Source organism: Streptomyces sp. NPDC015144, assembly GCF_043079735.1.
Lineage (GTDB): Bacteria > Actinomycetota > Actinomycetes > Streptomycetales > Streptomycetaceae > Streptomyces.
Genome location: NZ_JBIBUU010000010.1, coordinates 77,665 through 91,961, shown reverse-complemented (window position 1 = coordinate 91,961; position 14,297 = coordinate 77,665). Strand labels below are relative to the sequence as shown.

Below are 14,297 nucleotides of genomic sequence, written 5' to 3'. Positions count from 1 at the left end.
CTCCGCTCCGACGTCGCACGGGCGACGGACGGCCTGGGAAGATCGACGCGTGGAATCCGCCGAGCTCTTCCCCGAGCCCCTCCCCGCCCCCGGCGCCCCGACCGGGGACGCGCCGGACGAACCCGCCGCCCGGCGCAGGGTGGTGCGCTGCCGCCTGTGCGGCCGTCCGCTCACCGGTACGGCTTCACGCCGCACGGGCCTCGGCCCCGCCTGCGACGCCAAGCTCCACCCGGCGCCCCCGGACATCCGCACCCGCCGCCACGAGGTCGAACAGGACCCGCTGCCCGGCACCTGATCCGCCGGACGTGTCCTACGACCCCAGCCGCCGGAACAGCCCCTCCTGTACCACGGACACCAGCAGATGGCCGTCGCGGTCGTAGATCCGCCCGCGCGCCAGCCCCCGCCCACCGGTGGCGACCGGCGACTCCTGGTCGTACAGGAACCACTCGTCGGCCCGGAACGGCCGGTGGAACCACATGGCGTGGTCCAGGGAGGCCATGTCGAAGCCGCGCGGACCCCACAGCGGCTCCACCGGGATGCGGACGGCGTCCAGCAGCGTCATGTCGCTCGCGTACGTCAGCGCGCAGGTGTGCACCAGCGGGTCGTCGCCCAGCGGACCGACCGCCCGCATCCACACCGCGCTGCGCGGGTCGGCGTCCCTGACCTCCTCCTCCGTCCACCGCAGCCGGTCGACGTACCGGATGTCGAAGGGCTGGCGCCGGGCCATCCGCTCCAGCGCCTCCGGCAGCGCGCCCAGGTGCTCACGGACCTCCTCGGCGACGGTCGGCAGCCCCTCGGGATCCGGGACCTCGCGGGACGGCGGCAGCTGGTGCTCGAAGCCCGCCTCCTCCGGACGGTGGAAGGACGCGGTCAGGTTGAAGATCGTCCGGCCCTGCTGGATCGCCGTGACCCGGCGGGTGGTGAACGACCGGCCGTCCCGGACGCGCTCCACCTGGTACACGATCGGCACCCCCGGCCGCCCCGGCCGCAGGAAGTACGCGTGCAGCGAATGGACCGGCCGGTCGCCGTCGGTGGTCCGGCCCGCCGCGACCAGCGCCTGCCCGGCGACCTGGCCGCCGAAGACCCGCTGGAGCGACTCGTGGGGGCTGCGCCCCCGGAAGATGTCCACCTCGATGCGTTCCAGGTCGAGCAGATCGACCAGACGCTCGGCGGGATTCGTCATACGGTTCCCCTCCACTTCCGCTCCCGTCCCACAGCCGCCCCACGGATCACAGCTGCCCCACGGAGGTGACCCTGACGACGGCCCGGCCCTCCTCGTCGGAGGCGGCCAGATCGATCTCCGCGCTGATGCCCCAGTCGTGGTCGCCGTTCGGGTCGGCGAAGCTCTGCCGCACCCGCCACAGCCCGTGCGCCGGGTCCTCCTCGATCCGCAGCAGCTTCGGGCCCCGGGCGTCCGGGCCGGTGCCCAGATCCTCGTACTCGTCCCAGTAGGCGTCCATCGCCTCGCCCCAGGCGTCCGCGTCCCAGCCCGCTTCGCCGTCCAGCTCGCCCAGCTCGTCCACCCGGTCCAGCGCGGCCAGCTCCACCCGGCGGAACATCGCGTTGCGGACCAGCACCCGGAAGGCGCGGGCGTTCGCCGTCACCGGCTTCACCTCGTCGGCCTTCTCCTGGGCCTCCTCCGCGGTCTCGACCTCCGGGTTGGCCAGCTGCTCCCACTCGTCGAGCAGGCTGGAGTCCACCTGGCGCACCATCTCGCCCAGCCAGGCGATCAGATCCTCCAGGTCCTCGGACTTGAGGTCGTCCGGAATGGTGTGCTCCAGCGCCTTGTACGCGCTCGCCAGATACCGCAGCACGATGCCCTCGGTCCGGGCCAGCTCGTAGTGCGAGGTGAACTCGGTGAACGTCATGGCGCGTTCGTACATGTCGCGGATGACGGACTTCGGCGACACCGGATGGTCGCCCACCCACGGGTGGCTCCTGCGGTACACGTCGTACGCGTGCCACAGCAGCTCGCTCAGCGGCTTCGGGTACGTGACCTCCTGGAGCAGCTCCATCCGCTCCTCGTACTCGACCCCGTCCGCCTTCATCCGCCCCACGGCCTCGCCGCGCGCCTTGTTCTGCTGCGCGGCCAGGATCTGCCGGGGGTCGTCCAGCGTCGACTCCACCACGGAGACCATGTCCAGCGCGTACGAGGGCGAGTCCGGGTCCAGCAGGTCGAACGCGGCCAGCGCGAAGGTGGACAGCGGCTGGTTGAGCGCGAAGTCCTGCTGGAGATCGACCGTGAGCCGGACGATGCGGCCCTCCGCGTCCGGCGCGTCGAGCTGCTCCACCACACCGCCGTCCAGCAGCGAACGGTAGATCGCGATGGCCCGCCGGATGTGCCGCAGCTGCGCCCGGCGCGGCTCGTGGTTGTCCTCCAGCAGCCGCCGCATCGCCTCGAAGGCGTTGCCGGGGCGGGCGATCACGGACAGCAGCATGGTGTGCGTGACCCGGAAACGGGAGGTCAGCGGCTCCGGATCGGACTGGATCAGCTTGTCGAAGGTGGTCTCGGACCAGGCGACGAAGCCCTCGGGGGCCTTCTTGCGGACCACCTTGCGCTTCTTCTTCGGGTCGTCGCCCGCCTTCTTGACGGCCTTCTCGTTCTCGATGACGTGCTCGGGCGCCTGGGCCACCACGAAGCCCGCCGTGTCGAACCCGGCCCGGCCCGCCCGGCCGGCGATCTGGTGGAACTCCCGGGCCCGCAGCGTACGGACCCGCGTCCCGTCGTACTTGGTGAGCGCGGTGAAGAGCACGGTGCGGATCGGGACGTTGACCCCGACGCCGAGGGTGTCCGTACCGCAGATCACCTTCAGCAGACCGGCCTGGGCCAGCTTCTCCACCAGCCGCCGGTACTTCGGCAGCATGCCGGCGTGGTGCACCCCGATGCCGTGCCGGACGTAGCGGGAGAGGTTCTTGCCGAACTTGGTGGTGAAGCGGAAGTTGCCGATCAGATCGGCGATCTTCTCCTTCTCCTCCTTGGTGCACATGTTGATGCTCATCAGCGACTGGGCCCGCTCGACCGCCGCGGCCTGCGTGAAGTGCACGATGTAGACCGGCGACTGCCGGGTGTCCAGCAGCTCGGTCAGGGTCTCGGTGATCGGGGTCAGCCGGTACTCGTAGCTGAGCGGCACCGGCCGGGTCGCCGAGCGCACCACGGAGGTGGGGCGGCCGGTGCGGCGCGTCAGGTCCTCCTCGAACATCCGGACGTCGCCGAGCGTGGCCGACATCAGGACGAACTGGGCCTGCGGAAGCTCCAGCAGCGGGATCTGCCAGGCCCAGCCGCGGTCCGGCTCCGCGTAGAAGTGGAACTCGTCCATCACGACCTGGCCGATGTCGGCGTACTTGCCGTCACGGAGCGCGATGGAGGCCAGCACCTCGGCGGTGCAGCAGATCACCGGGGCGTCGGCGTTGACCGAGGCGTCGCCGGTGAGCATGCCGACGTTCTCCGTACCGAACAGCTTGCACAGGTCGAAGAACTTCTCCGAGACCAGCGCCTTGATCGGCGCGGTGTAGAAAGTGACCTTGTCCTGGGCCAGCGCGGTGAAGTGCGCACCCGCCGCGACCAGGCTCTTCCCGGAGCCGGTCGGGGTGGAGAGGATCACGTTCGCGCCGGAGACCACCTCGATCAGCGCCTCCTCCTGGGCCGGATAGAGGGTGATGCCCCGGTTCTCGGTCCATGACGAGAAAGCCTCGAAAAGGGCGTCGGGGTCGTCGGTCGGGGGCAGCTGATCGATAAGGGTCACGCCCCCATCTTGCCTTCCTTCCGCCCGGATGAGGGAACCGGACGACCGTATGAAGATCATGAGCGATACGCTTCGCACTCAACTCGGCCATGCCCGGGCGGCCATGGCGGCGAAGCGAAAAGACTCTTGGGGGCGGGAAGAACCATGATGGGACCGGCACACTCTCTGTCCGGGGCGGCGGCCTGGCTGGGGGTGGGTGCCGCGGCTTCCGCCGCGGGCCATCCGATGCCCTGGCCCGTCCTGGTCGTGGGCGCGCTCATCACCGCCGGAGCGGCGCTCGCCCCGGACCTCGACCACAAGTCCGCGACCATCTCGCGCGCCTTCGGTCCGGTGTCCCGGGGACTCTGCGAGATCGTCGACAAGCTCTCGCACGCCGTGTACAAGGCGACCAGGATGCGCGGCGACTCCAACCGCAACGGCGGGCACCGCACCCTGACCCACACCTGGGCCTGGGCCGTCCTGATCGGCGCCGGGGCCTCCGCCGCGGCGATCACCGGCGGCCGGTGGGCCGTCCTCGGGATCCTCTTCGTCCACCTGGTGCTCGCGGTCGAAGGGCTGCTGTGGCGGGCGGCCCGGGTGTCCAGCGACGTCCTGGTGTGGATGCTCGGCGCGACCAGCGCCTGGATACTGGCCGGTGTGCTGGACGAGCCGGGCAACGGCTCCGACTGGCTGTTCACCGGCCCCGGCCAGGAGTACATGTGGCTCGGGCTGCCGATCGTGCTCGGCGCCCTGGTCCACGACATCGGGGACGCGCTGACCGTCTCCGGCTGCCCGATCCTGTGGCCCATCCCGATCGGCCGCAAGCGCTGGTACCCGGTCGGCCCGCCGAAGGCCATGCGGTTCAAGGCCGGCAGCTGGGTGGAGCTGAAGGTGCTGATGCCGGTGTTCATGGTGCTCGGGGGAGTGGGCGGGGCGGCCGCCCTGAACGTCTTCTGAGGGCCGGGAAGCTCCGCGGCGGGCGGGCCGGGGGTGCGCACCCCCGGCCCGCCCGTTCACGTGCACCGATTGGTCAGGCCGGCTCCGGGTTCTCCGAGTCCATGCCGGGGCGGGCCTTCTTCCACTCACCCCGGGTGAAGTCCGGGATCTGCTGCGGGGCGCCCTTCGCCCTGATGGACAGATGGCTCAGCGGCACCGGCGCCGTCCAGGTCGCCGCGTCGTACACGTCGAAGTCCGGGACCAACCCCAGCCGCATGCACTGCATCAGCCGGAACACCAGCATGTAGTCCATCCCGCCGTGACCGCCCGGCGGATTGGCGTGCTCCTTCCACAGCCAGTGGTCCCACTCCCGGTACTTCCCGAAGTCGCCCCAGTTGTCGTCGGTGTGGTCGGGCTCGATGTAGATCCGCGCGGGATAGTCCTCGAAGACGCCCCTCGTACCGCCGAGGCTGTTGATCCGCGAATAGGGGTGCGGGGTGGAGACGTCGTGCTCCAGCCGGATGACCCGGCCCTTGGCGGTCTGGACCAGGCTGATCGTCCGGTCGGACTCGATGTACGTCTCCTTCCAGCTCGGATCACCGGCCGGCATGTGCTTCTCGCGGTACTCGGCGAGACCGAGGGCCGGGGAGCCCACACTGGTGATGCTCACCGCGCGGTCGCCGCGGTTGATGTCCATGTAGTTGGCGACCGGGCCGAAGCCGTGGTTGGGGTAGAGATCGCCGCGCAACCGGGTGTGCCAGAGCCTGCGCCAGGGGCCTTCGTAGTAGTCCGGATCGAACATCAGGCCGCGCAGGTCGTGGTTGTAGGCGCCCGCCCCGTGCAGCAGATCGCCGAAGAGACCGGCGTGCGCCATGCGCAGCACCCGCATCTCGTTCTGCCCGTAACAGCAGTTCTCCAGCTGCATGCAGTGACGTCTGGTGCGCTCGGAGAGGTCGACCAGCTCCCAGAGCTGGTCGAGCTGGAGCGCGATCGGACACTCCACGCCCACGTGCTTGCCGTTCAGCAGCGCGGTCTTCGCCATCCGGAAGTGGAAGTCCCAGGGCGTCGCCACATAGACGAAGTCGATGTCCCCGCGCTCGCAGAGCTTCTCGTAGTCGTCCTCGCCCTTGGTGTAGACGGCGGGTGCGGGCTGGCCCGCGGCGGTCACCTTGGCGGCGGCCCGCTGCGCCTTCTCCTTCACCGGGTCGCAGACGGCGACGACCCGTACGCCGCCGACGGCGAGGAAGAGGTCGATCATGCTGCCGCCGCGGTTGCCGAGGCCGACGATGCCGACCCGGACGGTGGAGCGCGGCTCGAAGGGCACCCCCACCATGGTCCTGCCCCGGCGCTCCGGGGTCCCGGCGGCCGGTGCGTCCGTGGGGGATGCGGCGTGCGCGGTAGGGTTGCCGACGGCGCCGAGCCCCAGGCCGGCACCGGCCACTCCGGCGGTCGTCCGGAGCACCGAGCGGCGGCTCATCGCGCCCTCGCCGCCGTGCTCCGTACCGTCGTTCCGATGTGCTGCGTCGTTCATCGATCCTCCGTAAGGGGGGTCTGACGTGCGCGGCTTGCTCATGAACTTCGGTGACGACCTTGGTAGTTGGTGCAGGTGCTGCGCAAGGGGAGCGATTGGACTCCCGTGCCGAAACCATGGACTTTCGTGACCTCCGCCGGCCTGCGGGCATACGGAAGCCGGGCGGGCCCGGGGACAGCGGGCCCGCCCGGCTACCTTCCGGGGCGGGGGGCGTACGGGGCCGAGGACCCCGGCCGTCAGCGCGTCGCGGCCCCCGGCCGGGTCGCCCGTTCCAGCTCCATCAGCACCGAGTAGTACGAATGGCCCGTGGCACGGTCCATACCGACCTCGCACATGCGGTTGGCCGAGAGGTACACGTCGTACGCCCGCTCGTTCACCTCGGCGGCCTCCTTGGCCGTCGCCGAGGCGGTCAGCTCCTTGTGCAGCATCCCCCGGTCGCCCGCGAAGGCGCAGCATCCGGCGTCGTCGGGGACGACGACCTCCTCGGCTACGGCCTCCGCGACCGTACGCAACTGCTCCACGTCGCCCAGATGCTCCATGGAGCACGTCGGGTGCAGGACCGCCGAGCCGGTCTTCCGGACCACCGTCAGCTCCGGCAGCAGTTCGTCGGCCGCCCAGACCAGCGAGTCGACGATGGTCAGCTCCTGGTGCAGCTCCAGGTTGTCCTCGGTGAGATACGGCACCACCTCGTGGGCGATGCCCAGGGTGCACGAGGAGGCGTCGACGACCAGCGGCAGCCTGCCGCCGGCCGTCCAGCCCCAGGCCGCTTCCACGATGCGGTTGGCCATGACCCTGTTGCCCTCGTCGTACCCCTTGGAGTGCCAGATCGTCGCGCAGCAGGTCCCGGCGACGTCGTCGGGGATCCAGACCGGCTTTCCGGCCCGGGCGGAGACGGCGACCACGGCCTGCGGCAGCGAGGGGCCCCGATGGCCCTCGGGGCCGCCGAAGATGCGGTTGACGCACGCCGGGTAGTAGACGGCACTCGCCCCGACGCGGGAGGTACGGGGGAGTTTCCGGGCGGCGGCGCCGGGGATCTCCGGCAGCCACTCGGGCACCAGGTCGGGGCGGACCGCCTTGCGGGCGAGCCCGGTGACGGCCTCCAGCGGACCGTTGCCGATGCGCGCACCGATCCGGCCGGCGGCGGCCACCGCCAGCCGGGCCGCCGCCTCCACCGCCTTGAAGTTCTTCGCGGCACTCGCCGCGATCCGTTCCTCGCGCGGCGAGTGCCGCCGGTGGCGGAAGTCCTTCATCAGCGCCCCGGTGTCGATCCCCACCGGGCAGGCGAGCTTGCACGTCGAGTCGCCCGCGCAGGTGTCGACGGCGTCGTACCCGTACGCGTCGAGCAGCTGCGTCTCCACCGGTGAGCCGTCCGGCTGGCGCATCATCTCGCGGCGCAGCACGATGCGCTGGCGCGGGGACGTCGTCAGGTCGTGGCTGGGGCAGGTGGGTTCGCAGAACCCGCACTCGATGCAGGGATCGGCGACCGCCTCGACCTCGGGGATCGTCTTCAGCCCGCGCAGATGGGCCTTCGGGTCGCGGTCCAGGACGATCCGGGGGGCCAGCACCCCGTCCGGGTCGATGACCTGCTTGGTGCGCCACATCAGCTCGGTCGCCTTGGGGCCCCATTCCAGCTCCAGGAAGGGGGCGATGTTGCGGCCGGTGGCGTGCTCGGCCTTCAGGGAGCCGTCGAAGCGTTCCACCGTCAGCCGGCAGAAGTCGTCCATGAATGCGGCGTAGCGGTCGACGTCGGACGGCTTCGCCGCGTCGAAGGCGAGCAGGAAGTGCAGGTTTCCGTGGGCCGCGTGGCCGGCGACGGCGGCGTCGAAGCCGTGCCGCGCCTGGAGCCCGAGCAGGGCCTCGCACGCCTCGGCCAGCCGGGAGGGCGGTACCGCGAAGTCCTCCGTGATCAGCGTCGTGCCGGAGGGCCGGGAGCCGCCGACCGCCGTGACGAACGCCTTGCGGGCCTTCCAGTAGCCGGAGATCACCTTGGCGTCACGGGTGAACGCGTTGGTCACGGAGGCGACGGGCGCGACCAGGTCGAGCCCCTCGACGACGGCGGCCGCCGCCTGCTCGTACGCCTCCTGGCCGGATTCGTCGGGGGCGCGGAACTCCACCAGCAGCGCCGTCGTCTCCTTGGGCAGCTCCGCCCAGTCCGCCGGAACGCCCTGGACGCTCACCGAGGCGCGCAGCGTGTTGCCGTCCATCAGCTCGACGGCGATCGCCCCCGCCTGGTTGAAACGGGGCACCGCCGCGGCCGCCGCGGTCAGCGAGGGGAAGAAGAGCAGGGCGGTGGAGACCCGGCGGTCCAGCGGCAGGGTGTCGAAGACGACCTCGGAGATGAAGCCGAACGTGCCCTCGGAGCCCACCATCAGACCGCGCAGGATCTGCACCGGCGTCGAGCCGTCCAGGAAGGCGTCGAGGCGGTAGCCGTTGGTGTTCTTGATCTCGTACTTGGCGCGGATCCGGGCGGTCAGCCCGGCATCCGCCTCGATCTCCGCCTTGAGGGCCAGCAGCGCCTCGCACAGCCGCGGCTCGGCATGGGCCAGCTCCTCGTCCGCGTTCGGAGCGGCGGTGTCGACGACGGTGCCGCTCGGCAGGACGAAGGTGAGGGAGGAGACCGTGCGGTACGAGTTGCGCGTGGTGCCCGCCGTCATCCCCGAGGCGTTGTTGGCGACGACCCCGCCGATCGTGCAGGCGATGGCGCTGGCCGGGTCGGGGCCCAGCAGGCGGCCGTGCCGGGCGAGGGCGGCGTTGGCCCGCACGACCGTCGTACCCGGCTTGACGCGGGCCCGCGCGCCGTCGTCCAGGACCTCGATCCCCGCCCAGTGGTGGCGGACGTCGACCAGGATGTCCTCGCCCTGGGCCTGACCGTTCAGGCTGGTGCCCGCCGCCCGGAAGACGACCTCCCGGCCCTTCCCGTGCGCGTACGAGAGGATCGCCGAGATGTCGTCGATGTCCTCCGGGACCACGACGACCTGGGGGACGAAGCGGTACGGGCTGGCGTCCGAGGCGTACTTCACCAGGTCGGAGACCTTCCACAGCACCTTCTCCGGCCCGAGCAGGGCGACGAGGTCGCCGCGCAGCGGCTCCGGCGTACCCGGAGCCTGCCGGGCGGCCACCCGGTCCACGGAGGGGGTACGCGCCGCGGGGCGGAGGGCTTCCGGCTTCGGCTCCAGCAGGGGCATGGCGAGGTCTCCTCGGCTGTTCGGTCAGGCGTACGGGCGGATGCGTGCCACCCGGGCGGACGCTAGCAGCGACGCTCCGGCATCCCGTTGACCAGGGCGGTCAGAAGATCGCCGAGCACTTCGCGCTGAGCGACGGTCAGTGGGGCCAGGATCTCCTCCGCGGCGGCCCGGCGCGCGTCGCGCAGCGACCGGAGGGTGGCGATTCCCTCCTCGGTGATCTCGATCCGGATCACCCGGCGGTTGTCCGGATCGGGGGCGCGCCGCACCCGACCGCTCGCCTCCAGTCCGTCGACCAGGGTGGTCACGGCGCGGGGAACGACATCCAGGCGCTGCGCGAGATCGGCCATCCGGGGCGGGCCGTCGTAGTGGGCGACGGTGCGCAGCAGCCGGAACTGCGCGGGCGTGATGCCCATCGGCTCCAGCTGGCGGCCCTGGATGCGCTGAAGTCTGCGGGTCACCCGCAGCAGCTGCTCGGCGAGCACGCCGTCGACGTCGGAGGATTCCATGGAGGGAACAATATCAGGACCTCGTTCATTGTGAGTATAGGTAACAATGAGCTAGGCTCTCAAACCACCGGCCGGCCCAGCCCGGCCCCGCGTGCGCCCCCGGACCCGGGCCGCCGCGGTCGCACCCCACGAAGGAGCTCATGAAACCCGATCGGATCGACTGGACACCTCCGCCGAAGGACGCCGACCGTCCGCCCGCCGAGGTGCGCCGCATCCTGCGTCTCTTCCATCCCTACCGGGGCCGTCTCGCCCTGGTGGGCCTGCTGGTCGGCGCCTCCTCGCTGGTGTCGGTCGCCTCGCCCTTCCTGCTCCGCGAGATCCTGGACACGGCCATCCCCCAGGGGCGCACGGGGCTGCTGTCGCTGCTCGCCCTCGGCATGATCCTCACCGCCGTGACCACCAGCGTCTTCGGTGTCCTGCAGACGCTGATCTCCACGACGGTCGGCCAGCGCGTCATGCATGACCTGCGCACGGCGGTCTACGCCCAGCTCCAGCGGATGCCGCTCGCCTTCTTCACCCGGACGCGCACCGGCGAGGTGCAGTCCCGCATCGCCAACGACATCGGCGGCATGCAGTCGACGGTCACCTCCACCGCGACCTCCCTGGTCTCCAACCTCACCGCCGTGGTCGCCACGGTCGTCGCCATGGTGGCACTCGACTGGCGGCTCACCCTCGTCTCGCTCCTGCTGCTGCCGGTCTTCGTCTGGATCAGCCGCCGGGTCGGCCGCGAGCGCAAGAAGATCATCACCCGGCGCCAGAAGCAGATGGCCGCGATGGCGGCCACGGTCACCGAGTCGCTCTCCGTCAGCGGCATCCTGCTCGGCCGGACGATGGGCCGGGCGGACTCCCTCACCAGGGGTTTCGCCGAGGAGTCCGAGAAGCTCGTCGACCTCGAAGTGCGTTCCAGCATGGCCGGGCGATGGCGGATGTCCACGATCGGCATCGTCATGGCCGCCATGCCCGCGGTCATCTACTGGGCCGCCGGGCTGGCCCTCCAGGGCGGCGGGGCCGTCGTCTCCATCGGTACCCTGGTCGCCTTCGTCTCGCTCCAGCAGGGTCTCTTCCGGCCCGCCGTGAGCCTGCTCTCCACCGGGGTCGACATGCAGACGTCCCTGGCGCTCTTCCAGCGGATCTTCGAGTACCTCGATCTCGACGTGGAGATCACCGAGCCGGAGAACCCGGTCCGCCTGGAGCACATACGCGGGGAGGTCCGCTTCGAGGGCGTCGACTTCAGCTATGACAAGAGGAGCGGGCCGACCCTCAGCGGCATCGACCTCACCGTCCCGGCGGGCAGCAGCCTGGCGGTCGTCGGGGCGACCGGCTCCGGCAAGTCCACCCTCAGCTACCTGGTGCCCCGGCTCTACGACGTCACCGGAGGCCGGGTCACGCTCGACGGGGTCGACGTGCGCGAGCTGGACTTCGACACCCTGGCGCGGGCCGTCGGCGTGGTCTCCCAGGAGACCTACCTCTTCCACGCCTCGGTCGCCGACAACCTGCGCTTCGCCAAACCGGACGCGACCGACGCCGAGATCGAGGCGGCGGCCCGCGCCGCGCAGATCCACGACCACATCGCCGGTCTGCCCGACGGCTACGACACGCTGGTCGGCGAGCGCGGCTACCGGTTCTCGGGCGGGGAGAAGCAGCGGCTCGCCATCGCCCGCACGATTCTGCGCGACCCGCCCGTCCTGGTGCTCGACGAGGCGACCAGCGCCCTCGACACGCGTACGGAGCTGGCGGTGCAGGAAGCGATCGACGCGCTCTCCGAGGGTCGCACCACGATCACCATCGCGCACCGGCTCTCCACCATCCGGGACGCCGACCAGATCGTCGTCCTGGACGGCGGCCGCACCGTCGAGCGGGGCAGCCACGAAGAGCTCCTCCAGCAGGGCGGCCGCTACGCCGCGCTGGTCGGGCGGGACACGCAACCGGACCCCGTGGCCGGCTGACCCGCCCGGACCGGCCCCGCCCCCACACCCGTGCGGACGGACCGGCCCCGCCCCCACACCCGTGCGGACGGACCGGCCCCGCACGCGCACCCGTGCGCAGGGACCGGAAACGCGGCGACGCCGCCGCTCCCGTGGGACGGGGAGCGGCGGCGCCGTGCGGAGCAACGGTCAGACGAGCCAACCCACGAAGTGGACGATGCCGGCGAGCAGGTTGGTGAGGATGTTCATGTCGGTGTTTCTCCTTGTGCGTGATGCATATGTGGGACAGCGCGATCGCGGTCTGCAGCCCGTCGCTTGCGCCCTGTAATCATCCTTCGCCGTAAGGGAGTTGAGCAACGAATGACGGGACGATCACGCGTTCCAGCGAACACACGATCCCCTGTTCGTATGTTCCATTGACGGGAGGGGCGGGGTGCCGAGAGGAACGGGAGCGGTCCCGTGTCCTCCCGTCCGGCTTCCGGACGCCGGGATAGCGTGCCCGCATGGTGAACGAGCCCACGCCCGCACCGCCCCGCCGCGGACTCCGTCCGACCCGGCGCGGCCGCCTGGCGCTGTTCATCGGCCTCGTGCTCGTCCTCGCCGTGGCGGCCGCCGTCCTCGTACCGCTGCTGACGAGGGGGCCCGAGGTCGAGCGGGCCCGTTCGCTCGTGATCCCCGAGGGGTGGCGGGCCTCCCAGGTGTACGCGGCGGTCGACAGATCGCTCGCGGTCGAGCCCGGAACCGCCGAGAAGGCCGCAGGCACGGCGGACCTGCCGCTCCCCGCCGAGGCGAAGGGCAACCCCGAGGGCTACCTCTTCCCGGCGACGTACCCCGTCACCTCCGCCACGACCCCGCGGGGACTGCTCCGCTACATGGTCGACACCGCGCTCCAGCGGTTCGGCGCGGACCACATCGCCGAGGGTGCCCGGCGCAACGGCGTGTCGGTGTACGGGACGGTGGTGATCGCCAGCATCGTCCAGGCCGAGGCGGACAGCGTGGCCGACATGGGCAAGGTCGCCCGGGTGATCCACAACCGGCTGCGCCTGGGCATGCCGCTCCAGATGGACTCCACGCTCAACTACGCCCTGAACCGCAGCACCCTGCACACGACCAAGGGCGACACGAGGATCGACAGCCCGTACAACAGCTACGAACGCAAGGGCCTGCCGCCCACGCCCATCGGGAATCCGGGGGAGCAGGCGATGACGGCCGCGATCGACCCCACCCCCGGGACATGGCTGTACTTCGTCACGGTCGCGCCCGGCGACACCCGCTTCACCAGCAGCTATACGGAACAGCAGCGGAACGTCGAGGAGTTCAACCGCAACCATCGCAGCGGCTCCGGCGGCTGAGTGCCCGGCCCCTCAGGCCGTGACGGGCGTCGCCGCCCCCGAGCGTCCCAGCAGCCGGCCGATGTCGTGCACCGCGGCCCGGCCCGCCCGGTTGGCGCCGATCGTGCTCGCGGAGGGCCCGTACCCGACGAGATGGACGCGGGGGTCGCGCACCGCGCGGGTGCCCTCGACCTGGATGCCGCCGCCCGGCTCGCGCAGTTTCAGCGGTGCGAGGTGGTCGATCACGGGCCGGAAGCCGGTGGCCCAGAGGATGGTGTCCGCCCCGACCCTCCGCCCGTCGTCCCAGGCGACCCCGTCCGGGGTGATCCGGTCGAACATCGGCAGCCGGTCCAGCACCCCCGACGCGCGGGCGCGGCGCACCGCGTCCGTGAGCGGCAGCCCGGTCACGCTCACCACGCTCCTCGGCGGCAGCCCGCGCCGTACCCGCTCCTCCACCAGCGCCACCGCGGCCCGCCCCCGGGCGGCGTCGAAGGGCCCCTCGCGGAAGACCGGCGGCCGTCGCGTCACCCAGTACGTCTCGGCAGCCACCTCGGCGATCTCCATCAGATGCTGCGTCCCCGAGGCGCCGCCGCCGACCACCACCACCCGCCGCCCGGCGAAGGCGTCCGGGCCCGGATACCCCGCCGTGTGCACCTGCCACCCCCGGAAGCTCTCCTGACCCGGATAGCGCGGCCAGAACGGCCGGTCCCAGGTGCCGGTGGCGTTGATCAGCGCCCGGGTGGCATACGTACCCTCGGAGCTCTCCACCAGCAGCCGCCCCTCGGGCCCCTCCCGTACCGCGGTCACGTCGACCGGGCGGTGGACCCGCAGGCCGAAGGCGGACTCGTACCGGTCGAAGTAGGCGCCGATCACCTCGGAGGACGGGCGGCTGTCGTCGGCCCCGGTCAGCTCCATGCCGGGCAGGGAGTGCATGCCGTGCACCTTGCCGTAGGTCAGCGAGGGCCAGCGGAACTGCCAGGCGCCGCCCGGGCGCGGGGAATGGTCGAGCACGACGAAGTCGCGGTCCGGCTCCAGGCCGGTGCGGCGCAGATGGAAGGCGCCGGACAGTCCTGCCTGCCCGGCGCCGATCACGACGACCTCGGTCTCGCGTGCGGTGGCCACCCCAGAATCGTTCACGTTTCTACTAACCGTGCGGGGTGG

The 14,297-nt window shown here is 71.4% G+C and carries 10 protein-coding genes; 4 read left to right on the top strand and 6 right to left on the bottom strand.

What is annotated here, in order from left to right:
- Positions 1-49 precede the first annotated feature (49 nt).
- The gene (locus tag ACF08W_RS18805) at positions 50-295 is read left to right on the top strand and encodes a DUF6011 domain-containing protein (RefSeq protein ID WP_385213741.1); all 246 of its coding nucleotides are present in this window, start codon (positions 50-52) and stop codon (positions 293-295) included.
- 15 nt (positions 296-310) lie between these two features.
- On the opposite strand, the gene ACF08W_RS18800 is transcribed toward ACF08W_RS18805, so the two are convergent.
- Together ACF08W_RS18800 and ACF08W_RS18795 are read right to left on the bottom strand one after the other, a co-directional pair.
- On the bottom strand, positions 311-1,183 hold the full coding sequence (locus tag ACF08W_RS18800) for an acyl-CoA thioesterase (RefSeq protein ID WP_385213738.1): 873 nt from the start codon (positions 1,181-1,183) through the stop codon (positions 311-313).
- Positions 1,184-1,229: 46 nt separating this feature from the next.
- The gene (locus ACF08W_RS18795; protein WP_385213735.1) at positions 1,230-3,803 is read right to left on the bottom strand and encodes a DEAD/DEAH box helicase; all 2,574 of its coding nucleotides are present in this window, start codon (positions 3,801-3,803) and stop codon (positions 1,230-1,232) included.
- A gap of 84 nt (positions 3,804-3,887) precedes the next feature.
- Here ACF08W_RS18795 and ACF08W_RS18790 point away from each other — a divergent pair, with 84 nt between their 5' ends.
- Positions 3,888-4,679: a metal-dependent hydrolase gene (locus ACF08W_RS18790; RefSeq protein WP_392279886.1), complete on the top strand. Its 792-nt coding sequence runs from the start codon at positions 3,888-3,890 to the stop codon at positions 4,677-4,679.
- 73 nt (positions 4,680-4,752) lie between these two features.
- Here the strand turns inward: ACF08W_RS18790 and ACF08W_RS18785 are convergent, their stop codons facing one another.
- From ACF08W_RS18785 to ACF08W_RS18775, 3 genes are all read right to left on the bottom strand, one after another.
- Positions 4,753-6,189, bottom strand: coding sequence for a Gfo/Idh/MocA family protein (locus ACF08W_RS18785; protein ID WP_392279885.1), 1,437 nt, complete (start codon positions 6,187-6,189; stop codon positions 4,753-4,755).
- Between the two features lie 236 nt (positions 6,190-6,425).
- A complete protein-coding gene (locus ACF08W_RS18780; protein WP_392279884.1) occupies positions 6,426-9,374 on the bottom strand; it encodes an FAD-binding and (Fe-S)-binding domain-containing protein in 2,949 nt (982 codons plus the stop codon).
- Between the two features lie 62 nt (positions 9,375-9,436).
- Complete coding sequence (locus tag ACF08W_RS18775) at positions 9,437-9,880, bottom strand: MarR family winged helix-turn-helix transcriptional regulator (protein WP_392279883.1); 444 nt, start codon at positions 9,878-9,880, stop codon at positions 9,437-9,439.
- A 140-nt stretch (positions 9,881-10,020) separates the two neighbouring features.
- Here ACF08W_RS18775 and ACF08W_RS18770 point away from each other — a divergent pair, with 140 nt between their 5' ends.
- Positions 10,021-11,826: an ABC transporter ATP-binding protein gene (locus ACF08W_RS18770; protein WP_392279882.1), complete on the top strand. Its 1,806-nt coding sequence runs from the start codon at positions 10,021-10,023 to the stop codon at positions 11,824-11,826.
- A gap of 482 nt (positions 11,827-12,308) precedes the next feature.
- Positions 12,309-13,157 (top strand): endolytic transglycosylase MltG, encoded by an 849-nt coding sequence (mltG, locus tag ACF08W_RS18765; RefSeq protein WP_352274386.1) that lies wholly within the window; start codon positions 12,309-12,311, stop codon positions 13,155-13,157.
- Between the two features lie 12 nt (positions 13,158-13,169).
- Here mltG and ACF08W_RS18760 read toward each other — a convergent pair whose 3' ends face one another.
- Positions 13,170-14,258: an NAD(P)-binding domain-containing protein gene (locus ACF08W_RS18760; RefSeq protein WP_385213719.1), complete on the bottom strand. Its 1,089-nt coding sequence runs from the start codon at positions 14,256-14,258 to the stop codon at positions 13,170-13,172.
- Positions 14,259-14,297 lie beyond the last annotated feature (39 nt).

Excerpts from the sequence above, each read along its gene's own strand:
- ACF08W_RS18775 (WP_392279883.1), bottom strand. The coding sequence starts at position 9,880 with ATGGAATCCTCCGACGTCGACGGCGTGCTCGCCGAGCAGCTGCTGCGG.
- ACF08W_RS18780 (WP_392279884.1), bottom strand. The coding sequence starts at position 9,374 with ATGCCCCTGCTGGAGCCGAAGCCGGAAGCCCTCCGCCCCGCGGCGCGT.
- ACF08W_RS18795 (WP_385213735.1), bottom strand. The coding sequence starts at position 3,803 with ATGATCTTCATACGGTCGTCCGGTTCCCTCATCCGGGCGGAAGGAAGG.
- ACF08W_RS18800 (WP_385213738.1), bottom strand. The coding sequence starts at position 1,183 with ATGACGAATCCCGCCGAGCGTCTGGTCGATCTGCTCGACCTGGAACGC.
- ACF08W_RS18790 (WP_392279886.1), top strand. The coding sequence starts at position 3,888 with ATGATGGGACCGGCACACTCTCTGTCCGGGGCGGCGGCCTGGCTGGGG.
- ACF08W_RS18785 (WP_392279885.1), bottom strand. The coding sequence starts at position 6,189 with ATGAACGACGCAGCACATCGGAACGACGGTACGGAGCACGGCGGCGAG.
- mltG (WP_352274386.1), top strand. The coding sequence starts at position 12,309 with ATGGTGAACGAGCCCACGCCCGCACCGCCCCGCCGCGGACTCCGTCCG.
- ACF08W_RS18770 (WP_392279882.1), top strand. The coding sequence starts at position 10,021 with ATGAAACCCGATCGGATCGACTGGACACCTCCGCCGAAGGACGCCGAC.